This is a genomic window from Paenarthrobacter sp. CAP02, assembly GCF_040137855.1.
Lineage (GTDB): Bacteria > Actinomycetota > Actinomycetes > Actinomycetales > Micrococcaceae > Arthrobacter.
The window spans coordinates 90173-116145 of record NZ_JBEEII010000008.1; the positions used below are offsets into that span (position 1 = coordinate 90173).

The window sequence follows — 25973 nt, forward strand, 5'->3', positions numbered from 1 at the left end:
GGATATGCCAGATTCACTGAACCTAGACATCAGCGATCTCGCGCCCGCGCAAGTGGCGCAGCTGCTGGAGACGATCCGCTCCATACGAGCGGGCGCCGGGCCGACGGAGCGCGCGCACGAGAACGAGTCCTGGCGGGACGCCGTGTCCAGCGGCTGGACGCTGGATCTCGTCCTGATGCTCCGCGAGAGCCTCAGACGCCGGGGCAACGACGTGCAGCTCGAGGCGTTCAACCAGGCGATCAGGAACGGCGGCGAGATCAGCCGCGAGGAAATTTTCCGCCTCGGCAACTACGAGCCCAAGCGGCAGCTGAAGAACTGGACGAAGCCCCTGCGGACGATCACGTCCGAGCTCATCGAGCGCGGCAGCCTCCCCGAGGACGCCGAGTTCCCGATGGAGGCCGACTACGCCGAGGGCTCCGGCTATCGCCAGGCCCACGTGTTCCGTGTGACGCCCGAGATCGTCAAGCTCGTGAAGGAGGCAATGTGCGACGACTGCTGGAAGCTGGTGGACACCGGCCCGGCGGGGCGCAGCATCCGGCCGCATACCCGCCTCGAGCCGGTCGGAGCCTCCCGCCATTTTGGCGGGGGCAAGGTCGCCGACGAGCAGGACTACCGCTGCACGGCATGCGGCAAGGAGTGGATGCACGAGACCGGCCACTCCGGAATGGGCTGGGTCGAGACGGCGCACTGACGCCCGGACTGCCCGCGGCACGCGTGAAGGACAGCGAAGACCGCTCCTCACAAAATGAACCCCACCGGCCCGAGGCTGATGGGGTACATTTTTGACGGCGAGGCGCAATCGCCGTGGCAGCAATTGCCACCAACGGTGCGCCCGGTCCACCCGTACGGGGCTCCGGTGTTCGCCCGGCGTAGAGTCACAGCCATGAACGAAGAGGATCGCTGGGTCGAATTCTGGAGAAGCGTCGCCGCGATCTGGGTGGCACTGCCCCCGGAGATCCAGGCGGAGTACGCGCAGAGGTACCCGCGCGGGGAGAATCGTTTGCGAGGATGAACCAGCGACCATCAAGCTCGCATCGCATGGCGTGACGAGCCCACGGGCGGCGACGAAGTCTGCATCGAGGTGCGCGGACCGCGCGGCTTCACCCGCGACATCCGCGTCGGCGAAGTCAAAGTATGGTCGATCCTGCAAATCGAGGAGCCCGGGGCCATCCGTGCAGTGTGCCAGCGCTTCATCGACGACCGGGCGGAGCACGTCCGGACCGCTGTGCGCGAAGCACTGGCGCACTGGGCGCAGTTCGACGACAGCGATCTCCACGCGGGCAGCGAGCCCTACGTCGTCAATGACACTTCGCCCGAGGCCCTGGCCCACGGCCTCGTCCACCACGACGCCTGCGCCTGCGGGTTGAACAGGCGGACGTAGTGCCGGACGGCGCTGGTGGCGCGCACCCGACTGAGGTCAGCTCGCCTGGTACCTTTTGACGCTCTTCAGCCATGTATCAAGCACGTCGATCTCGGCCGTGAGGGTATCCACCGATGGCGGCGTGTAGTTCAGCTCGGGGTGCGGATCGTGACGGGAAGCCCAACCAGAGATCCTGCTGTAGGAATCGTCGTACGTCTTGATGTCGTCAGGAGTGACTCGGCCGATGACCCTCAGTTTCCCGACGCGGACTTCCAGGGCTCGATAGTCCACAAGCGGCTCGGCCAGCACTTGGCTGATGATGCGTTCCCATGTCTGGGACATGTGACCCGCGATTTCCTCGGTGGCGCGCTGGTAGTCCGGATCGGACATGCCTTCCTCGTCGCGGCGCAGCGAAGCGACTTCTTGCCTCAGGGTGTCCACGCGTTGCGCGGCGTCCTGCGCCGTCCAGGGATGCTTGAGGGTGGTGAACCCCGGGCCGATCTTGCGCTTGCGTTCGATGCCGCGGGTCGCGAAGGATACGTCCGCTGCTTCTGCCGTCTTGCGAAGGACCATCGTGAAGGCGATGTCATGCGTAAAGACGATGACCTGCCGTTCTCCCGCCAGGTCGACGATCCGGTTGGCGACCGCCTCTCGCCGCATGTGGTCGAGCGAGGAAACGGGGTCGTCGAACACCAGCGCCGACTTGCTCGTGTCGAAGTGTACTTCGGTCAGGAATCCGGCGAAGCCGAGCGCCGTCTGCTCTCCTTCGGAGAGGACGTCGCCGAGGCGCGCGCCTGCACGCGCGTTCAAGAAGTCGGCCTTGTGGAGCAGGCCCATTCCTTGGCGCGACCTGGTTGCCTTGAAGGTGACCCGTTCCAGTTCGAGCCGGTCCGTCTCGCGAGTGAAGCGGTCTCGGGCTTCTTCGGTCACGTACTTCTTCGTCAGCTCGCCCACCTTGTCAGTGATAGCGCGCGTGTTCGTCTCCGAGAACTTGTCGTTGAGCACCGTCAGCTCGAGCAGGCGGGCCCGTTCCGCCTCGATCAGGGGCTTCCCGTCCCGCATCGCGATCTGGTCGCGCAGCCGGTTCTCTTCGGTCTGGGCCTGAGCGAGACGTCCGGCGAAATCAGCGGCATCGATCGAGCCGGCTTGGTCGCGGAGGCCTTTCTCCTGGGCGGCAAGCGTGGCGACTTCCGCCGCGACGCTTACGTCCGCTGGCTGCTCATCGGCGATCATGGCTGCCTGACGCGCGTGGAATGCGTCGATCAGCGTCTGGACCCGCGCGGCGAATCCTGGTTCGGACTGCTCGATCGCGGCGATGGCGACCGCCACCGGTTGGCTCTCGACCGGCTGCCGGCCGAGAGCTGCGAGGAACGTCTCGAGCGCCTTCTTGGCCGAATCGGCGTCCTTAGCCGTCGTGTCCGAGACGAACTCGTGAAACCGCTTCAGCCGCGCCGCCCCTCCGCCGTCGAGGGACTGCTGGCAGAGGACGCAGACCGCTCCGTCGTCTGAGTGCGGGAAGTCGTGCTCCGGGTAGACGACGCGCGAGTACTTTTCCGCCGCTTGCCACAGCGCTTTCCAGACCGGCGATCCGATGCCGGCGAGCGGCTCGTCTCCGAACGTGGTCAATGACGCTGCGTCCGCCGCTTCCTGGGCGGCCTTCGCGCTCTCGCGCAGCCCTTTGAGCTTCTCGTGCACCGCGGAGCCGAACGAGCGGTCGAGGCCGGACAGGTGACCGGCGACCAGGTTTAGCGCATCGGCCGTGCGGATCAGCTTCTGCTTCTCCTGCCCCGGATCAGCGGTCCGGAGCCGAGCCACTTCCTCGACCTGATCGCTCAGCTTCTGGTCGACGCCGTGAGGGCAAGCGATGGCCGCGGCGATCTCTGCGTCCTTCGTCTTGGCCGTGAGAGCCCTCAGGAACGTCGCTGCCGATCCAGGATCGACGACGACGGGGAGAGCTCCGGGCGCGCCCTTCTCGGTCTTCCACGCGTCGATGACACGCCGCACGCCGGCGGTCACTGTCGAAAGGTCGTCAAGAAGCTGCACCGCCGAAGGCCGATAGGAGATCTCTGCTTCCGAGTTGAGATACGTGTCTCCGCAGTGCTCGTCATAGAGGGCGACGCGCCCGAGAGCAGGATCGGCAGTGGACCCGAGCGACGAGGTGAACTCGGTCGCCGCGACGAGGAATGTCACCTCGCCCGACTGCTCTCCCGGGGACTCAGCGAAGACGTCAGGGAGGATGTCGGCCCGGTGGCGGGCGCGCACCATGGACTGCAGGATGCGCGCGTACCCGGACTTCCCGCTGCCGTTGTTGCCGTATACGACGGTCAGGCCTTCAGGCGCGAACGTGAGCTCCTGGTTCTCGGCCAGCCGATTGACATTCGACACGCCTTTGACGGAGAGGATCCGCACCGGCTCGTCGTTGGTGCTCTGAGGGGCGGTGACCGATGCGAGCCAGCCCCCTTCCGGAGCAGGGGGCGGCTCCTTAAACAGGCTCTTGGCGATCTCCTCGTACTCGGTCTCGCCGATCGTTTCACCGCTCGCGATGCGGGCCAGTGCGCGCTGCTGCCACCAGGGCCGGGTAGCGATCCAGTCGAGTACGTCTTCGTAAGCGGTCACTCTGTCTCGTTCTGTCGGAGGGCGTTGCCGGGGAAAGCTCTGCGCACGCTGCTAGTCGTGCTGATATGGCTGGTACTACGGTTTCGTCGAAGCGTTCTTGGCCAGCCGGGGCGCGCTCTCGCCGCCGTCGCCTTTCCGGCGAAGTCGCAGGCCCCACCGAACCAAGAGCGTCACTCCGACAATGACAGCGGCCACTGTCAACACCATCACCAAAAGCACAACTACGTGATAGCCCTCAAGCCTCATCAGTTCCCCAAATCTGTTCGGACCACTGCCGCTGACTGTACCAGCGCGCGTACTGGGTCGTGGTGCGGCGGCGAGTACGGTTCACATGAACGCAATCTCAAATTCGATGCGGAATCTGTCCGGTACAGGAACCCCTTACGTTCCCTCGCTCGGAAGCGCCTCCCCCGCCGATACTGAGACGCTTCACGCCGTGACGACTAAACGAGACCCCCGTGGGGCGCGGAAATCCTGAGTCTGGCTTGCCAGCCGCAGATGCAGCACCGCCTCAGGAAGCATTAGATTTTCCGGACAACCATCGCGGTCGGGTTTGCCAGTCCTAGCGCATGGCATGAATGGTCAATAACTCCGGCCGACAATCGCCATGAGTTCTGAGTCGAGGTCTTCGCTACCCGGTATAGTTCCTTCGCGGGTTTGCAGGCAGCGGACACTGACAGCCCCGCGGTTGAGTGCGTCCCCGCCTTTCTCGCCGAGATGCCCCCACGTGATTCGCGCAAAACCTACTCTGGCAGCGTCAAGAGCCGCCGCTACCGACATTGCGTCCACGGCGCGGTCCGTGAGTCGCTGGTGAGATGCCTCGATCATCTCGCTATGTGCGCTGCAGGAGAGCGACAACGGTTGTGCTGATCTCGTTGATCGTGACCTTTTCCTTGGCGCCGGTGTCGCGTCGCGTGATCGTCGCTTGGCCTGATTCGAGATCTCGGGGGCCGACCTCCAGACGCACCGGGACACCCTTGAGTACCCACTCTGTGGCTCGCCGGCCGAAGCCCTGCGTGGTCCGATCATCTAGCGGGGCACGAAGTCCTGTCGTGATCACTTCACCGACGAGTGAGGAAGCAGTTCTCATGGTCCGCTCGTGAACTTTCACTGAGCGAAGGCCCACATAGACCGGTCGTGAATGGCCGGGCCAGCCTGAAGTCCCGTCGAGATGCACTAACCCAGCCCGTGTGCGCTGCTACACGTCCCCGCGTGTGTCACCGAGGGACTGCGAGGCGCCGCACTTCTCAAACAAACCTGGCGACGGCGGGTCCAACGACTACTGGCGGGCTTAGTGCTGCACTAGGCACTGGGGCAGAAAGCGCTAGTTTTGCGTCCTCTGTGGATACGGATAGGACAAACCTTGTCCAGGAACGGATATTCATGAATGATGAACAGACTATGTTACCCACCGATGTTCTGCTCGATGCCCTAATCGACAGCCCCGACTTGGGAGGATATTAGCTTTGGATATCCTCGAGATCTAAATGATACTTCTGGGCTATTGCTCCTAGCAGAACATTAAGCGATTCTTCGACTAGTTGAGCTCGCTCAATGAATTCCTCCCGACTGAAACTAGTATTGACGCTCATTCGATGAATGATGTCATGTCGGTATTTGATCAGATCACCCAATCGATGCCACAGCGTTTCCTGCCAGTTATCTTCGTGCCCATCTAGCGCATTTTGAACATCAATATTCAGCCATTTCTTGAATGCTCTTTTTGTATTGCGCAAATTTTGGAAAGTAACGATGCTGGCTATCGTTTGCTCTATAGGTGCTTCAGACTCTGATAACTCGAAATCTAGCTCCTCAATCCTGCCACGCGCGTCTAAATCGTATTTGAGCAGTATTATAAATATGTTCCTGAAATAGAACTCCATAATTGAAACGAGAAACGGCACTAGTCCGTTATAAGTGACTCGTGAAGGATCGACAGACCTGAGCAGACTTGTAAGTTTTGCATCCTCGACCTGGCTGAGGTCAAGTTCATTTGGGAGTGCATGCAAAATTGCGCTTATATTCCGATGAGACATGTTGTAAACCCACGCAAGCCCCCTACTGATAGGAGTAGACTCATCTTCCCAGAGTGGGGCATATCTATTCTTACCGTAATCTCCAAGTATGTCTCCACCAAATCGCTTGCGTCCGCTGCGGAGTATCCTATTCAGCATCTCAACATCATGCCAAGTTGCCGAGTACGTATTTCTGACGTGCATAGCCCAATTTCCGCTATCAATGCTTCTTTCATCATCTCGAACTGGATAAATTGTGATTTCCACGCCGGCGGTCGACCTGTAGTCGGTTTCATCAAACCAGAAATAATGAACAGTACCCACTGGCCAATCCCATAAGTGATTACTCGTCTTCTGCACATTGTCAAAAGATGTAATGAAGGTAACAAGCTCAGCCTTATCGGCACCTTTAGGATACAACACCAAGTCTCTTCCCATGAAGTAATTGTATAGCAGGCTACATAGCTAAATATCGCCGCTTCCTTGAAGTCCCTATGGGAAGACTTCTAGTTCTATATCAATCATGGGGACGGGCCCAACTTCAGTTAACTCGAAGTCTCAGGCCGCTGTAAGCGCGGTCCGGTGATTGTTTCATATTCGATGGGTGTGAGTTTTTCCAGCCTTCTTAGCCGACGCCGGCGGTGGTAGCGTCTCTCGATCCACGTTGTGACGGCCAGTCTGAGTTTCCTGTCTGGTGTGCTACCGCTGTCGGTCGAGGATGTTCTTCTGCAGCAGCGAAAAGAACGATTCCTCCGCGGCGTTGTCCGCGCACGCACCGACACTGCCCATGGATCCGGTGAGCCCGTGGTGACGGAGCGATTCGACGAACCGGCACTACGGAGCTGGAACCCACGATCCGAATGGCCCATTTGTCCCTGCAGGTTTGCGTGCCTGGACCGGGCTCTCCAGTGCTGCCACGGCAAGCGTGGACTTCATCCGCCAGTCCACCGAATACCTGCCCATCCTTTCGCAATAGACATTTTTCGCCGCGCAAAGGTAGAGCTTGCCCCCGGCCGTGTGATGTTCGGTGATGTCCGTCGGCCAGAGCTCGTAGGGAGCCGCGGCGATCCAGGAACTGATCGGGAAGAAGGCTGTCAGAAAGCCGACCCCGCCTCCTGCGTTCCGTTCATCTACCTGGATGACCTGTTGGACGGGTTCAGGGGCATCAGAGTGGAAGCTGACGAAGCCATCACGGCGGCGGCCATGCAGCGCCACCGGGCGGAGCAGCTGCGTAAGCAGCAGCAAACGCAGAACCGTGCCCCGGCAGGATTCGAACCTGTGACCCGCGACTTAGACGGCCGACGCTCTATTCGCCCAGCTACGGAAGCTTGACGACGCACTGGACGCCTTCGAGCGGGAGAGGGGATTCGAACCCGTGCTACCGACATGAAAGGCCGGTATCTTTGGCCACTAGGCGGTTTCTAGACGACGGTCACCGAAAACGTGAACGTATTTGGTTCATTAAGGTGCTGTTTCTTGCCTGCGATATGACTCGAACCTAGACTGACCGGCCTCGATCCAGCCACCTCCTGGGCCACACCCAGGTGCTCCATCCTGTAGCCGGACTGTTGGAGCGCGCCGACGCGAAGCACCCCAGCGTCCTCGTTCATGGGCGACATGTGCGCGGCACCCCCGGAGTGCTTCAGCGTGTTGCCGCACATGAAGAATCGCAGTAAAGCGGCGCACCCATCCACCCCCGGCACCGGGCCAGCCCCAATCCCAGCAGGGCGAGTCTCTAAAGATCCGCGGTCCGGAAACCGCAGCGCGGATCATCCTTGGACCGCCGCAGCTGTCAGCTCGGATAAGCTCATCGGCATGAGTGGATTGACAAGCCCGGCCGATTCGGAGGCAGGGCAGGCCGCGGCCGCCGCCAGGACGATGTACAAGCAGGAGGACTACGCAAGGACCCTGCAGGCTCTCAGCCACGATGAGCTCCGGGAGCGGATGAAGGAAACGCTGGCGCTGGAGAAGGCCGCTATGCAGGAGTGGTTGGACTCCGGCGACTGCTACATCATCTCCCTCGCCGGGAAGGTCCACGTGCCTACATGTGACAGCACGCGCCGTTTCGTTGACCGTGACTCTGCCTGGTCTACGAATTTTCGCTTTCCACAACGGCTCCAAGGTGACTCGCCCGACGAGGACCCCATCCCGGCTTGGCCGATACTGAAGACGCGGGCGCAGATCGAAGCGATGCCGAGGCGGACGGCGTGCCCCCTGTGTTCCCCGGATCTTCCGCATCTAGACAAGGCCCGGCGGGCCATCACCTGGACATTTCTTCCAGCTCGAAGCCTGAAGTCCAAACACTTCGGCACCGAATTCCGCCTACCCGACGGCACTCTACTCGGCGCCCTTACCAGGATCTCCACGGTGGAAACCATTGACGGGCTGCTCTACTCTGCCGAGTTCGAATTTGCCGAAACCCCCGTAACCAATCCTGAGACCGATCTGATGTACGAGACCGGGACGAGAGCCCTGGCGTAGGCTGCCGCCTAGACGTGGCCGACGCCCTGATTTTCTCCTACGGGTCCTTCCCGGCGATTGCGTCGATGAGACCGCAGCAGCCCCGGGGATTACGCAGCTGGCTCTTCTTCCTCCGGTGGCATTGGTCCGATTTCGGTGCATCGTTGAAAAAATGACTCCGTTAGCTCAATCGCCCTTGCTAGTTCGGGAAATGATGCAGCCAACCTTTTGATGTGAGGAAGAGGGCCGTCGTTCCCTCTCCACTCCTCCGGTTTCCAAGGGTTCGACCGCTGCCCCCGTGGAGCAGTTTTGTCCCAGCGGGGCTTTCCGCCTAGCCGCTTCGGAGCCCATTCGAACAAGAGTGGCCGATCCCGCTTTGATAGGTTGCATGGGCTGCAAGCCGCCGTGATGTTGGACAGACGGTGGGGGCCGCCGCGTCTCAATGGAACAATGTGATCCAACTCCAGCTCGCTGGCATCGAGTTGTTCCCCACAGTAAGTACACCGATGATCCAAAAATTTCACGAGGTCGAGCCAGTCTTGGATACCGAAGTCTTCGTATCCAGGATTGCCATACTTGGCTGCTTTTCTCTTGCTTTGGGACATCCGACGCCTCAGCCTCACAACTTCGATGTTTGCGTCGACCCAAGCTGCTGTCTGACACCGCGTGCTGCAGTACGTAGAATTTTGTCTGGCTTTTGACATGTCGTCCCCACACTGAGGGCAAAGACGGACGCCCAGTGTTTTGACGCGTTTCTGCCCTCGCCTTTCTCGGAGGTAGTGCATGTTGCACATTCCTGCCGTAAATCGTCCCGACAGGTCGGTCGCATCCGTAACCCGGCATCCTGCCTCATTGCAGACAATCGGTTCGAGGCTGCCATGAACCTTTTGCCGCTCGAAATGCTTACGGCACTTCCCGTCGTATAAGCGTTTGGCCGGCCCGCAGTCACCGCGCCCTGCTTCAGAACAAACCTGCCCACCCCGCTTCTGGGCTGAACGGTGTGCTTGATCGTGTTTCTCGCATCTGCCCCCGACAAATTTGTTCCGAACGGCCGTTGGCCTCCGCTCACATCCACCTTCAATGCACGGTTTTGCGTCTGCGTAGAAATGATGCTCCCGGCAGCTTCCCTCGCCATAAAGTCGAATGTCTCGCCCACAAGCCTCACCGCCATGGATGCACAACGGGTCGTAACTTTTCCAACGTTTCATGCGCCCGTAGTGCTTGGGGCAAACCTTGTCTGGTCCACACAGCTGCGCGGGTTCACCGCAGGCTTCTCCTCCATAGGAGCAAATCTTCATTTCACTAATCTCCGTTCAATAAATGCTAAAGGAGATCTTTTCGGATCAAATAGAGCTATGTCAAGTTCAAATCTAGAGCCCAGAAGCACCCGCTTCACTCGTGTTGAGTGAGCGGATTTCACGTAAGTTGAGAAAAGCTCCCAAACTCTTCTTGAGTGAGGAATGATCACGCAAGTTTGGACATGCTTGTCAACGTGAGTTTAGATCCATTTCAGACATAATTCAAAATCAAGTTACGGTACGGGTAACGGAACAAGTGGCCTAACCAAGCCATTCTGCGTATCTCCTACAAACGAATCGCAGTACTGCAGGTCACTGACAATGCGCGATGTGAGCACTCATCTATGTCACTCCCGAGCGATGTGATGACGTTTTGCTTAAGGAGGTCAAGGCCGCCTGTTGCCGAACTAATCAAATGGACGTCTTTTGAGTGTTCTGTGAAATAGTGCCAACGATATTACTGTCTGACTAACTCATTTTGGAATCTAAGCCCTTAGGCACGTTCCTTAGTATGCTCAAATGCCGGAGTCAGTTCTCTCCGAGCGACGATTTCCGCTTCTCTAATAGTCACTAGTGCGAATTAGTAGTCAATCCGGCAACCAGCGTGCTGGCTTGCAACTGGAGTCAAGTCATGCAGGTGCCGATAACACCGCATATGTCGGACCGGAAGCAGCCCCGCCCGCCGCATCCTGGACAGCGATCCAGCCAAGCGACGGCACACCTACGAACAGGGCCGCTTTCGTCATGACGCCCTGCCCAAGCCTGCCCATGGATAGCCAGAAGCAACAACGCTATTTGTCATCTGATAGCCAGAACATGGATGGGTGGGCCTCGGCGCATCCAAGACGCTGACAATCCAGCGTCGATCTGGAAACTTCGCTCGACGCTCCCTGCTCCACTGGGCCCGTCCGAACTTTTCCGGACCTGCTCTGTCCCCCAAGTCAAGCTCCCTCCCCGAGCCCAGCGGACATGTCTCCTATACGAACAGCCCAACGACCAATAAATGCAACGGACGCGCAAAGGAAAAGGACCATGAATGCACTCACCATCAAAGACCCAGCAGACCTACTCAGCTTCATCGGGCACACCCTCGGGTTCTGGCCCCAAGAAAGCCTTGTCTGCATCACGCTGGACCAAGGCAAGGTCGGCGCCACCCTCCGCATCGACCTCCCCCGCCAACCCGGAACAGAACTCCCCTACGCCCGAACCGTCAGCAGTTATCTCACCAGCGATACCCAAGCTTCGAGCATCGTCTTCGCCCTCTACACCTCCCAGCCCTGCCAACCTGGCCAGCCAAAACCGCACGCAGCAACCATCGCCGCGCTGACCGGAGTCCTCGCCGAAAACGGCATCACCATCCGCGAGGGCATCTTCGTCAGCGACGACACCTACTCCCCCTACGACAGCGAACCAGGCCAGGACATCAGCCTGCCCATCAGCACCACCGAATTCAGCCGAGTCAACGCCGAATTCATCTACCGCGGCAGCACCATCGAACCCACCAACCGAATCGTCCTCCCCGTGCCAACCCGCGACGCAGACCACGCCATAGCCGTCGAAAACCGCATGAACACCATCCGCGCCCAGGCACCCCATCAAGCAGCGCTACAAGCCAGCCAACTCTGGACAGGCATGCTCGACTCAAACGACTTCCCCACCGACGAGGACTGCGCCACGCTGATCGCGTACTTCCAATTCCCCCACATCCGCGACCGGCTCATGGCAGACATCCCCGGCATCAACGAACCACCCCAACACATCCTCTTCGCCCAAACCGCGACCGCACCCCAGTGGTCACGCGTCGAATGGGCCCAACAACTCCTCCTCCACGCCTACACCAGAACCAGCCCACAACACGCAGCACCAATCCTCACCACCATCGGCTACATCAACTGGTGGGAAGGCCGAGGATCCAAAGCACATCAGTATCTCCAGCTCGCCCTCGACACTGATCCCGGCTACCGCTTCGCACGCCTCACCGACCACATGCTCGGCGCCGGCATCATCGCAGGCTGGAACACCAACAAAAACACCGCCTACCGAAACGGCTTGAACATGCCATGACTTAGGCCAAGCGCAGCCGATCGATCCGCCATTTTGGCGCAACTGATGGAGATGACCCGGGGCGGAGAAGCAGAGTGAAGAAATGGCTATCACTCGGCGGTGCCATCCTCACAGAGGTGAGCGCCACCCTCGCCCTCAAAGCCGCCATAGAAGCGCCAGGCTGGTACGGGCTGGTCGTCGTCGGCTACATCGCAGCATTCGGACTGCTGACAATATGCCTGCGCCTCGGCATGTCCATCAGCGTTGCCTACGGCGCCTGGGGGCAGGCGGAGTAACCACCACGGCTATTTTGTCCGCTCTTATCTTTGACGAGACCCATACTTTGCTGATGGGGCTCGGCATGCTGTGTATCCTCGCGGGCGTCGTAACAGTCGAGCTTGGATCGCAGAAGGCCAAGCGCCTCCAAGAAGCGAAAGATGCGCTATGAGCTGGGTTTTCCTGAGCCTGGCCATCGTAACGGAAGCTAGTGCCACCATGTCCTTGCGGGCTTCGGAAGGACTGAAGAAGAAACTCTGGCTAATTCCCATAGTTGCCGGCTATATTTCTGCTTTCGTCTTCCTTAGCCTGGCGTTAAGCGAGGGGATTGCTCTTGGTGTGGGGTATGGAATCTGGGTAGCCTGTGGTGTGGCACTCACGGCAGTCTCGGCCCGCATCTTCTTCAACGAACCACTCACGGCAGTCGGGATAATGCTCATCGGAGCCGGAGTTTTGGTGGTCGAAATCGGCGCGGGTCTCGCACACTAAACGCCGAAGCAACCAAGGAAGACTGGGCCGCGCCCACGACATCAGCTACTAGCGGGATTTCAGGCAAAAGCATTCGGGTCGTTGGCAGGCTTCGTCATACGGCCCTATAAACATTCGCGCAACATCAGCCGTTTCACGCACTCCTGACCACGACGCACCTGATTCGTTGGTCGCCGAGTTTCGAGACTTCGACTCAACAGCCCCACGGGAAGCCAAGTTTCGAGACTTCACAGTCCAGACCCTTCCAGTACGATTCAACTCGAATTTTGCAGCCCTTCCGGCGTTGACTCAAACCTATGAGGCAAAGATTTCCACTGTTGACATTCCGCATTTCCGGAACGTTAAAACCCTCGTACGGTCGATTCGGTAGCTGGTTCATCCGGTCGATGTACTGTGTAGCGCAAGCCCGAAGAGTCACCCAAGCACTCCTTGGCACCTACGAACTTCCATGCACGACTGCGCTATCCCACACTGCCCCGGAGACTGGCTTACCAAACCCGTACTATGAGCCAGCTGAGGGCTGGTAGCCGCGCGACGACAAGCGTAGCGTCAGAAATACTGACGACGAGGCATCAGATAGCACGGTGACGGTGGGCATCCGTGAACAACCACTCCGATGTCGATCCTCAAAGGAGCCGCAATGGCTGGGTGGAATGCTGACACGGCGGCCGGAGCATTGGGCCCGGCCGTCACGCTGGTGGAAGGATCCAACTTCTGCATCTCGCTACCCAATGGGGACATAGTTCCCGGCCTCCCGCATGGGCTTTTCTACGAAGACACACGCATCCTGTCCTGTTGGAAGCTCTCGGTGAACGGACAGCCCGTTGAGGCACTTGCATCGGACGTCAAACAGCCTTACCGGGTTCTCATAGTGGGTCGAGTACCACGCCGGGACGCGAGGGCAGACAGCCCGCTGGTCGTGGAACGACTCCGGGAAGTGGGCACTGGCATCACCGAGCAGATCACCGTCCGGAATTATTCTGGACTGCCCGAGGAATGTGTCATCGCGCTGGAAGTTGAGTCAGATTTTGCGGACCTCTTCGAAGTGAAGGAGTCGCGCGTGCAGCGCACTTGGCAGGAAACCAGGCAAGTGGAGGCCCACTCGCTGATCATCCGGGCAACGTGGCAGGAAATTGCCAAGGGCGTCAATATCGACGGAGGCCCCGCTGCAGTGGTGACACCAGAGGCCGTGACGTACAGGATGAGCGTCCCTCCGCACGGAGAATGGAACGTGCAGCTTAGGGTGGCGCCGTGGGGCGTGGAAGGCGCTCTGCCCCGTGTGCACTTCGACAAAGAGACCCTCTCGCCAAGCGACCGTCGCAGGCAGGAGTGGGTGGCCAAAATCCCCCTGGTGCATATGGGCAATCGGTCCATCGAACGAACACTGCGGCGCAGCTACGAAGATTTGGGGGCATTACGGATCGAGGACCCTAAGCATCCCGAGCGCGTGGTAGTTGCCGCAGGGGCGCCGTGGTTCATGGCCCTCTTCGGGCGGGACTCTCTCTGGGCCTCGACAATGGCACTCCCGGTCGATCCCTCTTTGGCACTGGGTACTTTGCAAACGCTAGCGGACCTGCAAGGCAGTGTCGTAGATCCCCTGAGCGAGGAAGAACCCGGAAAGATCCTTCACGAGGTACGTCTGGACGTGTCCAGTGGCCTTGCCCTTGGCGGAAAGCCGGCGTACTACGGAAGTGTCGATGCTACGCCGCTATTTCTGATGGTATTGGGCGAAGTCAGCCGATGGGGTTTCGCAAAAGAGACCATAGCTGACCTGCAGCCCCATGCGGACCGGGCCATGGACTGGATCTGGAATTACGGCGACAGAGATGGAGACGGCTTTGTCGAATACGCCCGCCGTAACGATAGAGGCCTCATCAACCAAGGATGGAAAGACTCATGGGACGGCATTAACTTCGCCGACGGAACCCTGGCCGAAGGCCCAATAGCGCTGAGCGAGGTGCAGGGCTATGTTTACAGCGCATGTTTAGCATCGGCTTGGATGGCGCATGAGGTCGGCGACGAGGCCAAAGCGGCCCAACTCCGCGCTCGCGCTCTACGCCTGAAGCAGCAGTTCAATGACCGGTTTTGGTTGCCGGACAAGGGCTACTTTGCAATCGCCCTGGACGGCCACAAGCGCCCGGTCGATGCCTGCGCCTCCAACATGGGACACTGTCTGGCCACCGGCATTATCGACGACGACAAGGCACCCGGCGTAGTAGAGCACCTGATGTCCGATCAAATGTTCAGCGGCTGGGGGGTGCGTACCCTGGCTGACGACATGGACGCTTATAACCCCGTCAGCTACCATAACGGATCTGTCTGGCCGCACGACAACGCCATTATTCAGGTGGGCCTTATGCGCTATGGCTTCGTGGAGGAAGCACAGCGTATCTCGACGGCACTGCTGGAGGCTGCAGAGTTCTCGGACGGTCGGCTGCCAGAATTGTTCTGTGGCTTCAGTCGCGAGGCGTTCTCAGCTCCCGTACCCTACCCCACTGCCTGCTCGCCCCAGGCTTGGGCCGCCACCACACCCATAATGCTGGTGTCCACGCTCATGCGCTACGATCCCGATGTATCCCAGGGTGGCATTTGGATGGACCCTGTCCTTCCAGAAAGTTACGGCGATTTGCACATCGCCAACGCGCCGATCGGTGAGGGCCGGATTAATATCAACATTTCCGGCTCATCGGTTTCCGTAGACGGGCTGCCGGAGGGAATGGCCTTCCACCGGGGATACCTTCCATGGGTAGGCGATCTCATGGAAGGTGACCCGGACAGAGGTCTATAGAGGAGTTCGAATCAGTCGATCTTCTGCCGGCCAAGCCGCGCGTAGATGTCGGGACGCTTTGCCCGCAGGAAAAAGGCGTAAACGATTCCGCCGAAGAAAAGCGCGAAGGTGAAGGCCATGAAGACGACGGTCAGGACCGCCGATCCACCGATGAGCTCAGGGTAGTTGGCGATTGCCAGGTAGGTGATGGCACCAAGGAACAGAACGCTGATGAAAGGTGCTATGACCGTCTTCCACAACGATTCCGGAGCGAAGCCGCGGCGGCGGATGAAGTACACCAGCACAGCGAAGCTCGTGATGAACATCAGAAGCAGTACGGCGAAAGTTCCGCTACCGCTGGCAACCGGATAGAGCACCTCCGGAGCCACCCCTATGACTGTAAACAGCACGATTGCTCCCGCCCACACAACACCTACGGCCAGTGCAGAGGCGTACGGCGACTTGTGCTTGGGATGCACCCTGCCCAAGAAGGAAGGCAACGCGTGGTCCGAGGCCAACGCAAAGCTGTACCTGGCGGCAATGTTCTGGATGGACAGCATGCAAGCCAAGACGGACGTGATGAGCAGGATGACGGCGACGTCGGCGAAGATACGTCCCATAAGGCCGACGAGTGCGTCATTGAAGAGATTCACCGTGTTGTTCGCTGCCTCGGACTGGATCTTGTCGGCGCCGAAGAAGGCGATGAAGGCCCAGGCTGCAACCGCATAGAAGATGCCGATGCCTGCCACGGCCAAATATGTGGCACGAGAGATGGTCTTGTCGGGGTTCTTGACCTCGTCCCGGTAAATAACGGTGGCTTCGAACCCGAAGAAGTTGCCAACGGCGAAAAGCAGCGCCAGGCCAAGGGTTGCGTCGGTGATGGACGGCAGGGCGAACCCTGCACTTTGCACTGCCCCTAGTCCGTTGGCCGAGAACGAAACGACATCGAACACCACGATGATCGCCACTTCAAGCAACATCACGATTGTCAGCAGCTTGGCCGACAAATCTATGCGGTTGTAGGCCAGCACAGTAGTCAGGGCTGTAATGGCCAACGCATACCAGTACCAAGGGATGTCCGGACCGCCGAGAGTGTTAAGAACGAACCCCTGAAGCGTCACCCCGAAGAATGATGGCGCGAAGAAGCCGATAAAGATGTAGCCAAACAGTGCCAGGAAGGCGCCCCCGAGGCCAGCAGGCTTGCCCAGTCCAGCTGTGACAAAGGAGTAGAAGCCACCCGGGCCTTGGACGCTCCGGCTCATCTTGACGAATCCCACCGAGAAGATCAGCAGCATGAGCGTCACAAGCAAGTAGATGGCAGGTGCGGTTTGCCCGCTGAACATTAGCAGGACCGGGAGTGTTCCGGCCACTGTGGCCAGAGGTGAAGAGAAAGCGAGCACGTTCATGACGAGCTCGCCCACTCCCATGTTGCCGCTGAGCCGGTGCTCATGGGTCTGACGCGATAATCTTGGTGCCTCGAGCGTGGTGTTGTTCATGTAATCCTCATCACTGAATATTGAGTTCTGAATCACAGTATCGACGGGCCACGGAAGGGAGTTGTGTCATGTTGGGACAGCCTGGCTATGCCCCCGCCGGGCTTTGGGTCCCCGCCTCAAGCAAGGAACGGCTGAGGGCCACCCCGTGGTCCGCCAGCTTTTCCAGATGCGCCACCGTGCCGTCCCAAGCGGACCAGTGAGCGGCCCCGTCGAGCAGCGTAAAAATGGCTTGGATTGTTTGCCGCGTGACGGCGAGTCCCATTTCTTCGGCCGCAGCTGTATACATCTCCTCGTGCAGGCTATGCCAAAAGGCCAGCTCTTCACGCAGTTCTTGACCTAGGAACCCTGCCACCTTGTCCGAAGCAACCAGGAGATTCCAAAGATCAGCTTCGGGCGTGCTCACTTGCTGGGCGACATGGAAACGGACAAGGGCCGCCCAGTAGTCTCCCGCACACGGAGATTCTTGCACTTCATCAAGGAGGTCACGGGCGAAGCCGTGGGTAAACCAGAGGAGGGCCTCTGCCACAATCTGGTCCCTGCCTTGCGGAAAACTGGAATAAAGGCTTGGCGCCTTCAGGCCCAGCTCGCGGCCCAGCGTACGCATGCTCACCGAGTTGTAACCATTGGTGGCGGCCAGCCGGAGGAAGGCTACGAGGATCCGCTTCCTTGCGGGCGTCTGCGCCGCCCAGTCACGCTTGGATAGGAATTCCCGAACAGCAGCGTTCGCCTGCTCACGCGGAGATGGACTCATTTCATCCTTAAAGGGTCGTAACGGAATGAGTCTAACTAACAGTCGTTAGGTTGAGAAGACCTAAACCATACAGAGTCCCCACTACCAATGAGACAGTCAGCAAAGCACTCCCGTACCCGTCCCACCACGAGGTCATCCGTGTACCCGTCGCAGCTGGTGAGAGTGACGCCTACGACAGAAAGGGTAAGGGAGCCCTGGGGCACGGCTTTAACCCGTCTGCCGGCGTAGGCCATTTGGTGCCAATGCCTCCCCCACGGAATCTCTATCAGGGCGGAGGCCGCGGGCGCAGCGAACGACCTGACGGTGTGCTTGGTCCTGCACAGGCGCCTGATCAAAGTTCGCGGCGGCATATCGAGGAGCAGGCAAGCCGTAGCCAGGTCCGGCCCCGCGAAACCGCCGAATTCGACAGGCAACACGTAGGACGTTGGCGAGCCCTCCCAGGCGCCGGACGCCGCTAGCGGGGAGGCTGCCATGCCCGCGGATCCACGAATGCCCAACTCTGCCTCCTGGCGTAAGGAAAGCGGGCCGTAGCGCTTGGACACAGTGCCAGGAACAAGCGCTACGGACCCGCAGCTTGAGGGGCTAGGTGCCCGGCGTGGGCCACGGTGAGGCGTCGCTGTCGCGGCCTCCTGCCATGTCCTGGAGGAGACGGTGAACGAGTTTCCCGGAGCGCTTCAGCTGAAGGTCGGTCCGTTCACCGAGATCGGTTTCATTGAAGTGTGCCGATGCCCGCAACCATTCGACATGCCGTCCCTGCGCGAGCTTCCTGTTCATCATCGAGATCAACTCTCAAAAGTAATGGGGCTATTGGGTCACTTCCAGCATCTGTCACGGGACCCCGAAGCAACCGTGTCAGTTTGAGACACGGCTCAACCGTCTACGCTGATGCCCACAGCGAAGATAAAGACCCCACTGGCAGCCACCAGGAAAGCAGCAGCTCCCAAGGGAACAGCGTGGACGCCACGGAAGCTGGACGTCACCCTGGGTTCGCGGGACGGTCCGGCTAAATGCCCGCCTGCCAAACGCAACCCCGCCGCCACCAGAATGAGGAAAATGCCGAGATACGCCACCTAGTCCTCCGTCCATCGGGCACTCAAGGGATCCAAGGCAATCGCCAGATGCTTGCTGGAGCGTTCCGGATCAATTTGCGAGACCTGCATGGCACAACTGAAACCGTCGGTGAGGACAAGCCCGTCACTGCTCTCCAGCGCCGGCGCAATGGAGTGATCGGCCACCTTCATGGACATGTCGAAGTGCTCGGCCTCAAAGCCAAAGTTCCCGGCCACTCCACAGCACGAGGACGACTCCACGACGTTGGGTACGCCCCACGCCTCCAGGACCCGTCTCTGGGCGCCCGAGCCGAATACCGCATGCTCGTGACAATGGGTTTGCAGGACAGCCGTTTTTGGGGGAACGGCGGACGGCTTCCAGCCACGTTTGATAGCCTCATCGACAGCCACGGAGAACGAGCGGACCCGGGCAGCCACGCGCGCGGCCGCCGCACCGCCCACCATCTTGGGACCCTCGTCCCGGATCGTCGCCGCGCAGCTAGGTTCCAGCACCACGATGGCACGGTCCGTGCCGTCGTCGAGCCTGCTGATCAACCGGGCCAGCCGGCGTCGTGCTCCCCCGCGTTGACCGGTGGAGATCCACGTCAGTCCGCAGCAGGCGTCGGGTGTGCAGCCCACAAAACTGCCCGATGCGCGCAGCACCCTTGCAGCGGCCGGGACCACTTCGGGCCGGAAGGCGCGGGTGAAGCTGTCGATGAAGAGCAGTACGTCTGCGTTGTCCGTAAATTCTGCCTCGCCGACCCGCCGCCGGATACGGCCCGACACCGCAAAGGCTGGGAGCCGCCGTCGTGCGCTAATGCCCAACTTTTCGCCCACCCACCGGAACGGCCGGAAGCCGGTCCCCGCGTTGGCGATAGGCGCAATGCGCGTCAAAAGTGGTAGCCACCGCGGCAGCCAACCGATGGAATAGTGTGTAAAGGGTCGGATTTTCCCGCGATAGTGCTCATCCACCAGCTCCGACTTGGCCTCTGCGATATCCACCCCAGTGGGGCAGTCAGACGAGCAGGCCTTACAGGACAGACATAAATCCAGAGCTTCCCGGACCTCCGGGTTTGACCACCCGTCGTGGCTGGTGCCTTTGGTGCGGGTAAGTTCCTGGAGGACCCTGGCCCGGCCTCGCGTGGAGTCCTTCTCGTCCTTGGTGGCACGGTAGCTGGGACACATGAAGCCGCCGGTGGTCGCACGGCAGCGCCCAACCCCGATGCACGCGTGGGTATTGCCGACGAAGGGGCTCACCACCGGCAGCAGGCTGTGGCCAGCTGAAGCAGGTACGACGTCGGCACCCGGCACCGCTGCGGGCTCACCGTCCGCCGCACCCGGCTCGGGCGCGCCGTCAAGAGCCAGCGAAACAGCGAAGGGCTCGGGGTTCACGATGATTCCAGGGTTGAGGACTCCGGCAGGATCCCAGAGGTGTTTGAACGCCTTGAAGATGGCCAGCATCGTGGGCGAGTACATCACGTCCAGCAGTTCGCTGCGTGCCCGGCCGTCACCATGCTCGCCGGACAGGGAGCCGCCGTGGGCCACCACCAGTGCCGCTGCTTCGCGGGTGAAGTTCTCGAAGGCCTCCCGGCCGGTGTCGCTGCGGAGGTCATAGTCCAGGCGCATGTGCACGCAGCCGGCCCCGAAGTGTCCATACATGAAGGCGGTGTAGCCGTATTTCTCCACGAGGGGCAGCAACTCCGCGAGATAGTCGGCTAGGCGGTCCGGCGCGACCGCCGAGTCTTCCCAGCCGGGCCAGGTCTGGATTCCATCGATCCGCCGGGATGAGAGTCCCGCACCGTCTTCGCGCACCCGCCAGAGTTTGGCGCGCTCCAGGGGCTCCGTGACAAGGGCATGGTCCAGGACCCGACCGTCGGCTTTGAGTTTCTCCAGCAGCTGTTCGCAATCCGAGGCGGCTTGGTCGATGCTGTCCGCCGGGAACTCGACCATCAGGAACGCCTTGCCCTGCGGGAGGGAGTCCACGCTGGCGGCACCCCGGCGGTGGCGCATGATGTCCACAATCGAGGCGTCCAGGCCTTCGATGGCGCTTGGCTTGGCCGCAAGGATGGTCATCACATCACGGGCCGAATCGATGGTGGTCGCGTAGCCAAGGCACAAGAGTGCCGTGGTCCGGGGCTTTGGCACCAATCCCACTTTGGCCCGGACCACCAGGGCACACGTTCCTTCGCTGCCTGCCAAGGCGGCCGCCACATCCAGGCCGTTCTCAGGTAGGAGGTGTCCCAGGTGGTAGCCGGAGACCTGCCGGGGGATGTTCCCCAGCTCAACCCGCAGCGGGGCCAGGTTGGCTTGGGCCAACTCCTTCAGGCCCGTAAGAAGTTCCGCGGCCCGGGCAACGGAGTGCTGGTCACCCGCGTCCACGGCCCGCAGGAAGTCCCTGCCCGCATGCAGGTGTGCTCCGTCCGCCGTCACGAGTTCCACTTCCTGCACATGCTGGGTCATGCGTCCGTAGGCCACCGAGTGGTTTCCGCAGGCATCGTTGCCGATGGAGCCGCCAATGGTGGCCCGGGTCATGGACGAAGGGTCCGGCGCGAAGGTCAACTCCCCGCCGCTCGCGTTCTCGACGTAGGAGCGCAGCTCACCAAGGACCACGCCGGCGTCCGCCCAGACCGCCGCCGCACCGCTGTCGAGCTCTCCCACGGAGGTCAGACGACGCGAAAGGTCGATCACCAAGGAGTGGCCGATTGCGTTGCCTGCCATGGACGTTCCGCCGCCACGCGCGGTGACCGGGACGCCAAGTGTGGAACAGGCGCGCAACACTTTCCTGACATCGCCGACACTCGCCGGAAAGACGACGGCGGCAGGCCGGACACGGTAGTTGGACGCATCGTAGGAGTACTCGGAGAGCCGACGCGGAGAGTCATCCACCTCGATGCCCTGCCCGCGCAACGCGGTCAGCAACTGCTCAACTTTCGTGTCTTCGTGGTCACCGTGGGGCATGTTCGCCTTCTCCAATTCGTTATGGTCCGCTGGAAGTTTAGGCAGGTGCTCGTCCTGCCGGAGTGTGCCAAAACAGAACGGGCACAGCGGAGAGATCCACTGTGCCCGTTACTGCGTCCGTGTCCGACAGGGAGTTACTTCAGGAACTCCGACAGGTTGTCCTTGGTGATGAGCGTGAACGGCAGAGTGTAGCGGTTGTCCACGTTGGCACCGTTGAGGAAGTCCGTCACTACCTCAACGGCTTTTACGCCCTGACCCGCGGAGTCCTGGCGCACCGTTGCAGACATTGTGCCCGCCTTGATGTCCTGCAACGCGGGATCGGTACCGTCGACTCCAACCACGGCCTTGAACTCCGCAGTGCGTCCCGCATCGGCAATGGCGGAAGCCGCACCGATGGCCATTTCGTCGTTGTTGGCCACAACCGCGTCAATCTGGCCGGACGGGAAGCGCTGAAGGGTGTCCTCCATGTTGCGCTTGGCGTCATCCCGGCTACCCTTGGCTTGGAATTCGGCCACGATTTTGAAGTTCTTATTAATGGTCTTGTCGAAGCCGGACTTCCGGCGGTCGGTCCACGATGCACCGTAGATGCCTGCGGCGAATACCAGGTTGCCGCCGTTGGGCATCAGCTTGTTGAGGTATTCGGCCTGCATCTGGCCGGCCACGGTGTCATCCACGCCGATGTAGCTCTTGTAGCCGACGTTCGATCCGTCGGCGAACTCGGTGGAAAGGATGAACAGCGGAATGTTGGCCGCAATGACCCGCTTGGCTGCGTTCTGGCTGGCATCGCCGTCCAGCGGCTGCATGATGACCGCGTCCACCTGGCGGGTGAGCAGGTCCTCAACCTGATTCAGTTCGCTGCCAACATCCTTCTTGGAGTCAGTGATGTTGAGCTTGACGCCCTTTTCCTCCGCCGTCTTCTTCATGGCGTCGGTCATGTGGGCCAGGTCCGGGTCTTGCAGATCAAGGACCACAACGCCAATGTTGTAGCTCTTGGCCGCCCCTCCGGTGCTGGTTGCGTTGCTGCTACCGGCACAGCCGGTGAGGGTGAGTGCTCCTGCAGCCATCATGGCGACGGCCGTGGCGATTTTACGTCGCATACCCATGGTTGTTCCTTTCAGTGGTTTATGTCTGTGCGTTGGGAGATTGCTGTGATGCGTTGTTTGTTGCCGTATCAGTCGGACTTCCAGCGGTTCAGCAGGACGGCGAGGACCAGGATCACGCCCTGAACGCCTTGTTGGAAGTAGGAGGAAACGCCCATCAGGTTCATACCGTTCATCACCACGCCCAGCAGAAGCACGCCGATGACGGTTCCTCGGATGGTACCCACGCCGCCAAAGAGGCTCGTTCCGCCAATGACGACGGCGGCAATCACCTGGAGTTCGTAGCCGGTACCTGCCACCGGTGCGGCGCCGTCCAGCCGCGCGGTGAGAACGAGTCCGCCAAGGGCGGCAGTGACGCCGCCAATGAGGTAGACGGTGAACAGTACGCGGCTGGTGGAGATGCCGACTTTCTTGGCCGATTCCTCATTGCCGCCCACAGCGTAGACATGGGAGCCGAATTTGGTTCGGCTCAGCACGAATTCGCAGATGATGGCGGCCACCAGGAAGATGATTACGGGTACCGGGACGGGCCCAATGAAGCCGGATCCCAGCCACTCGGCCGGTCCGCTCAGGCCGGAGACAACCTGCCCGTCTGTGATCACCAATGCAGCTGTGCGGGCTATTGCCATGGTGGCCAAAGTGGCCAGGAAGGGAAGGATGGCTCCCCAGACAACCATTGCCGCGCTCAGGAAACCAACCAACAGCCCGACGCCAAGTCCGGCGATCAGCGGGAGCCAAAAGGCGCCGCCGCTGGCAGGAGCGAGCAGGGCGAAGGTCATGCCAGCCAGACCGACTACGGAGCCCACCGACAGGTCGATTCCTGCCGTGATCATGATGAAGGTCATTCCCAGTGCGATCAGTCCGATAATGGAGGACTGCCTGACGACGTTCACGATGTTGTTCAGGGTAAGGAAGTTCGGCGCCGCTGCTGCGAGGAAGACCAGGATCACCACGAACAGGATGATGATTCCGTAATCGCCAATGAAGCGCTTGACCTTCGTTGCTGTCAGGCCTTCCTTAAGCTCGGCGGGGCCCAGCTTGGTCTTCAGATTGTCCATGGTGATGCTCACGAGTCGCTCCCGTTCGTAGTACCGCGCGCGGCCAGGGCATCAACGGTTTCCATCGATGAAGTGCTTCCGATCTTGCGACGTTCCTCAGGGATGCCGCTGCCGGTGTCCACATAGTCGTCCAGAGTCCCGTGGGAAATCAGGTGGGCAACTTGGGCTTCGGAAACCTCACCCACCCGGAACCGCCCAACCACTTGCCCTTGGCGCATGACGGCGAAGCGGTCTGCCACTGCGAAGGCTTCGTCGAGGCGGTGGGTAATGATGATCACCGCGATGCCCAGGTCCTTGAGGCGCTGGGTTACTTCGATGAGCTTGTCCACCTTGGCCACCGACAGGTTCGCGGTGGGCTCGTCCATGATGATCAGGCGTGCATCGAAGGCGAGGGCGCGTCCGATCGCGACGGCCTGCCTCTGGCCACCTGAGAGTCGCTTGACCTTCAGGCGCGGGTTGATGGGGATGTCCAGGCGTTCCAGTACCCGCTTGGTCTCGGATTCCATCTTCTTCCTGTCGATGATCCTCAGCAGCGGACCAAGGATGTTCTTTTGAGGCTCCCGCCCCAGGAAGATGTTGGTCCGGACGTCGAGGTTGTCTGCCAAGGCAAAGTCTTGGTAGACCATCTCGACGCCTTGGTCGCGCGAAGCGGAAGGGGTTGGGAACTCGGTCCGCTTCCCGTCCAACTCAATCGAGCCGCGGTCAGGTTGGTAAACGCCTGTCAGCACTTTCATAAGCGTTGACTTGCCGGCGGCGTTATCTCCCAGAAGTGCGAAGGTTTCGCCGGGCATGACATCGATGCTGACTCCGCGCAAAGCGGACACCGCCCCGAATGTCTTGTGTATGTCCTTGAGGGCGACAAGTGGAACTGTCGCCGGTGGTGCGTCGGTCATCTCATCCTCGCTTGATAGGGCCATGCAAATGAACCGGTGAAACACCTCTGACAGTCGGCCCATCAAACTACGTTGTTTGACTTTGCAGAGTTGGGGTATTTCCAAGGGAGCCCCTCAACTGCGTGACCTTTGCCACACTGTTTCACTTACTTGAACTTTGACGGATCGGAGAATGCTGCAGATGTGCCAGTTTGAAACACCGCATTGACTTGAACTGTTGCCGCGGGAAACAATTCACTTCCCTTAAAGGGCAAAGCCCGGCCTGGGCACGGATTGTTGCGAAAGAATCCGTGCCCAGGCCGGGCAGTTCAGGGTCAGGCGGAGAGGTGTACGGCTATCGCGGCGCCGGTCCGGGCGGACTTCTCCGCAGCATCAGCGAGGATCAAAGCCGCACGGCCGTCCTCGAAGCCAGGACTCCGCGAGGGAAGCCCGCGGACAGCGCGCAGGAACTCTGCTACTTCAAGCCGGTACGCCTCCGCGTAGCGCTCAAGGAAGAAGCTCTGGTACGGCCCCATCCCTTCCACCGTCCTGGCTCCCCAGTGCCGGACCAGGCTGTCGTTCTTGTTGGACACCTGAAGCAAGCCCGCGGATCCGAAGGCCTCCATGCGCTGATCATAGCCATAGGCGGAATGCCGGGCGTTGAGGATGGTCACGAGTTCATCCTTGGACCCCCGCAGGGTGACCACGGTCGAGTCGAAATCATCCGCTTTGCGGATGTCATCGCTAAATACATTGGCACCCTGGGCTGACACCTCGACAATGTCCGGGATGAAGTAGCGGGCCATGTCCAAGTCGTGGATGGTCATGTCCCGGAAAATACCTCCGGATTGGGGCAGGTAGGCCGCGGGTGGTTCACCCGGGTCCCGGCTGGTGATGATCAGCTGCTCCAAGGTTCCAATCTCGTTGGCAGCCACACGACGTTTCAGCTCCACGAAATGCCTGTCGAAGCGCTTGTTGAATCCCAAGGCTATGGGAACGTCGGTTGCCGCTGCCTTCGCCCGGAGTGCATCTACGCGGGAGATCTCCAAGTCGATGGGTTTCTCGCACAGCACCGGGATGCCTGCGTCGATCGCCTGCTCCATCAGTTCCACATGGGTGGTCGTTGGAGACGCCACAATGACTGCATCGACTTCTCCAGAGGCAAACACTTCCCCGGGATCGTCGCTCACGCGGCCCCCGAACTCGGCGGCTGTTCGCTTGGCACCCTCAATGAAGGGATCGCACACCCAGGCCAACGTTGCCTCTTCCAGTGTCGCCAAGCTCATGGCATGTACTTGGCCGATCCTGCCGGTCCCGAACAGGCCGACCCTTATCTGTTGCGTCACTGCAGGTCTCCAATGTTGA

The 25973-nt window shown here is 60.4% G+C and carries 23 protein-coding genes and 1 pseudogene; 8 read left to right on the top strand and 16 right to left on the bottom strand.

Annotated elements, in window-relative coordinates; all coding sequences use genetic code 11:
• The first annotated feature begins 4 nt into the window (after positions 1-4).
• The 3 genes from ABHM97_RS14855 to ABHM97_RS14865 all read left to right on the top strand — a co-directional run bounded on the left by ABHM97_RS14855 (position 5) and on the right by ABHM97_RS14865 (position 1381).
• Positions 5-691, top strand: a complete 687-nt coding sequence (locus ABHM97_RS14855; RefSeq protein WP_349471309.1) for a hypothetical protein — start codon at positions 5-7, stop codon at positions 689-691.
• Positions 692-769: 78 nt separating this feature from the next.
• Positions 770-1012: a hypothetical protein gene (locus ABHM97_RS14860; RefSeq protein ID WP_349471310.1), complete on the top strand. Its 243-nt coding sequence runs from the start codon at positions 770-772 to the stop codon at positions 1010-1012.
• 69 nt (positions 1013-1081) lie between these two features.
• On the top strand, positions 1082-1381 hold the full coding sequence (locus tag ABHM97_RS14865) for a hypothetical protein (protein WP_349471311.1): 300 nt from the start codon (positions 1082-1084) through the stop codon (positions 1379-1381).
• 36 nt (positions 1382-1417) lie between these two features.
• On the opposite strand, the gene ABHM97_RS14870 is transcribed toward ABHM97_RS14865, so the two are convergent.
• From ABHM97_RS14870 to ABHM97_RS14895, 6 genes and pseudogenes are all read right to left on the bottom strand, one after another.
• A complete protein-coding gene (locus tag ABHM97_RS14870) occupies positions 1418-3976 on the bottom strand; it encodes an AAA family ATPase (protein WP_349471312.1) in 2559 nt (852 codons plus the stop codon).
• A gap of 75 nt (positions 3977-4051) precedes the next feature.
• Positions 4052-4222: a hypothetical protein gene (locus tag ABHM97_RS14875; RefSeq protein WP_349471313.1), complete on the bottom strand. Its 171-nt coding sequence runs from the start codon at positions 4220-4222 to the stop codon at positions 4052-4054.
• 336 nt (positions 4223-4558) lie between these two features.
• Entirely contained in the window at positions 4559-4804 is a 246-nt protein-coding gene (locus ABHM97_RS14880) for a hypothetical protein (RefSeq protein WP_349471314.1), read from the bottom strand.
• Between the two features lie 4 nt (positions 4805-4808).
• A complete protein-coding gene (locus ABHM97_RS14885; protein WP_349471315.1) occupies positions 4809-5066 on the bottom strand; it encodes a His/Gly/Thr/Pro-type tRNA ligase C-terminal domain-containing protein in 258 nt (85 codons plus the stop codon).
• A 370-nt stretch (positions 5067-5436) separates the two neighbouring features.
• Positions 5437-6429: a hypothetical protein gene (locus tag ABHM97_RS14890; RefSeq protein ID WP_349471316.1), complete on the bottom strand. Its 993-nt coding sequence runs from the start codon at positions 6427-6429 to the stop codon at positions 5437-5439.
• 120 nt (positions 6430-6549) lie between these two features.
• Positions 6550-7056 (bottom strand): annotated as a pseudogene (locus tag ABHM97_RS14895) (transposase); the annotation flags it as partial.
• Between the two features lie 750 nt (positions 7057-7806).
• Between ABHM97_RS14895 and ABHM97_RS14900 the strand changes: the two are divergent.
• A complete protein-coding gene (locus tag ABHM97_RS14900; protein WP_349471317.1) occupies positions 7807-8472 on the top strand; it encodes a hypothetical protein in 666 nt (221 codons plus the stop codon).
• 89 nt (positions 8473-8561) lie between these two features.
• Here the strand turns inward: ABHM97_RS14900 and ABHM97_RS21520 are convergent, their stop codons facing one another.
• Positions 8562-9749: an HNH endonuclease gene (locus ABHM97_RS21520; protein WP_502921295.1), complete on the bottom strand. Its 1188-nt coding sequence runs from the start codon at positions 9747-9749 to the stop codon at positions 8562-8564.
• A 1032-nt stretch (positions 9750-10781) separates the two neighbouring features.
• On the opposite strand from ABHM97_RS21520, the gene ABHM97_RS14905 reads away from it, so the two are divergent.
• The 4 genes from ABHM97_RS14905 (at position 10782) to ABHM97_RS14920 (ending at position 15345) form a co-directional block, all read left to right on the top strand.
• Positions 10782-11813 carry a DUF4192 domain-containing protein gene (locus ABHM97_RS14905; protein ID WP_349471318.1) on the top strand — a complete coding sequence of 344 codons (1032 nt, stop codon included), beginning with the start codon at positions 10782-10784 and terminating at the stop codon, positions 11811-11813.
• Between the two features lie 74 nt (positions 11814-11887).
• On the top strand, positions 11888-12088 hold the full coding sequence (locus tag ABHM97_RS14910) for an SMR family transporter (RefSeq protein ID WP_349471319.1): 201 nt from the start codon (positions 11888-11890) through the stop codon (positions 12086-12088).
• Between the two features lie 148 nt (positions 12089-12236).
• Complete coding sequence (locus tag ABHM97_RS14915; protein ID WP_349471320.1) at positions 12237-12557, top strand: DMT family transporter; 321 nt, start codon at positions 12237-12239, stop codon at positions 12555-12557.
• A gap of 640 nt (positions 12558-13197) precedes the next feature.
• Positions 13198-15345, top strand: a complete 2148-nt coding sequence (locus ABHM97_RS14920; protein ID WP_349471321.1) for an amylo-alpha-1,6-glucosidase — start codon at positions 13198-13200, stop codon at positions 15343-15345.
• Between the two features lie 11 nt (positions 15346-15356).
• Here ABHM97_RS14920 and ABHM97_RS14925 read toward each other — a convergent pair whose 3' ends face one another.
• The 9 genes from ABHM97_RS14925 to ABHM97_RS14965 all read right to left on the bottom strand — a co-directional run bounded on the left by ABHM97_RS14925 (position 15357) and on the right by ABHM97_RS14965 (position 25954).
• Positions 15357-16820 carry an APC family permease gene (locus ABHM97_RS14925; protein ID WP_349471322.1) on the bottom strand — a complete coding sequence of 488 codons (1464 nt, stop codon included), beginning with the start codon at positions 16818-16820 and terminating at the stop codon, positions 15357-15359.
• An 85-nt stretch (positions 16821-16905) separates the two neighbouring features.
• Positions 16906-17571: a TetR/AcrR family transcriptional regulator gene (locus tag ABHM97_RS14930; RefSeq protein ID WP_349471323.1), complete on the bottom strand. Its 666-nt coding sequence runs from the start codon at positions 17569-17571 to the stop codon at positions 16906-16908.
• 582 nt (positions 17572-18153) lie between these two features.
• Positions 18154-18348 carry a hypothetical protein gene (locus ABHM97_RS14935; RefSeq protein ID WP_131134404.1) on the bottom strand — a complete coding sequence of 65 codons (195 nt, stop codon included), beginning with the start codon at positions 18346-18348 and terminating at the stop codon, positions 18154-18156.
• Positions 18349-18440: 92 nt separating this feature from the next.
• Positions 18441-18641, bottom strand: a complete 201-nt coding sequence (locus tag ABHM97_RS14940) for a hypothetical protein (protein ID WP_349471324.1) — start codon at positions 18639-18641, stop codon at positions 18441-18443.
• Positions 18642-21578, bottom strand: coding sequence for an FAD-binding and (Fe-S)-binding domain-containing protein (locus tag ABHM97_RS14945; RefSeq protein WP_349471325.1), 2937 nt, complete (start codon positions 21576-21578; stop codon positions 18642-18644). It lies immediately after the preceding gene.
• Positions 21579-21712: 134 nt separating this feature from the next.
• Positions 21713-22681: a sugar ABC transporter substrate-binding protein gene (locus tag ABHM97_RS14950; RefSeq protein ID WP_349471326.1), complete on the bottom strand. Its 969-nt coding sequence runs from the start codon at positions 22679-22681 to the stop codon at positions 21713-21715.
• A gap of 68 nt (positions 22682-22749) precedes the next feature.
• Entirely contained in the window at positions 22750-23748 is a 999-nt protein-coding gene (locus ABHM97_RS14955) for an ABC transporter permease (RefSeq protein WP_242633464.1), read from the bottom strand.
• Entirely contained in the window at positions 23745-24629 is an 885-nt protein-coding gene (locus ABHM97_RS14960) for an ATP-binding cassette domain-containing protein (RefSeq protein WP_349471327.1), read from the bottom strand. The genes ABHM97_RS14955 and ABHM97_RS14960 overlap by 4 nt, the downstream gene beginning before the upstream one ends.
• Before the next feature lie 314 nt (positions 24630-24943).
• Positions 24944-25954, bottom strand: coding sequence for a Gfo/Idh/MocA family oxidoreductase (locus ABHM97_RS14965; protein ID WP_349471328.1), 1011 nt, complete (start codon positions 25952-25954; stop codon positions 24944-24946).
• Positions 25955-25973 lie beyond the last annotated feature (19 nt).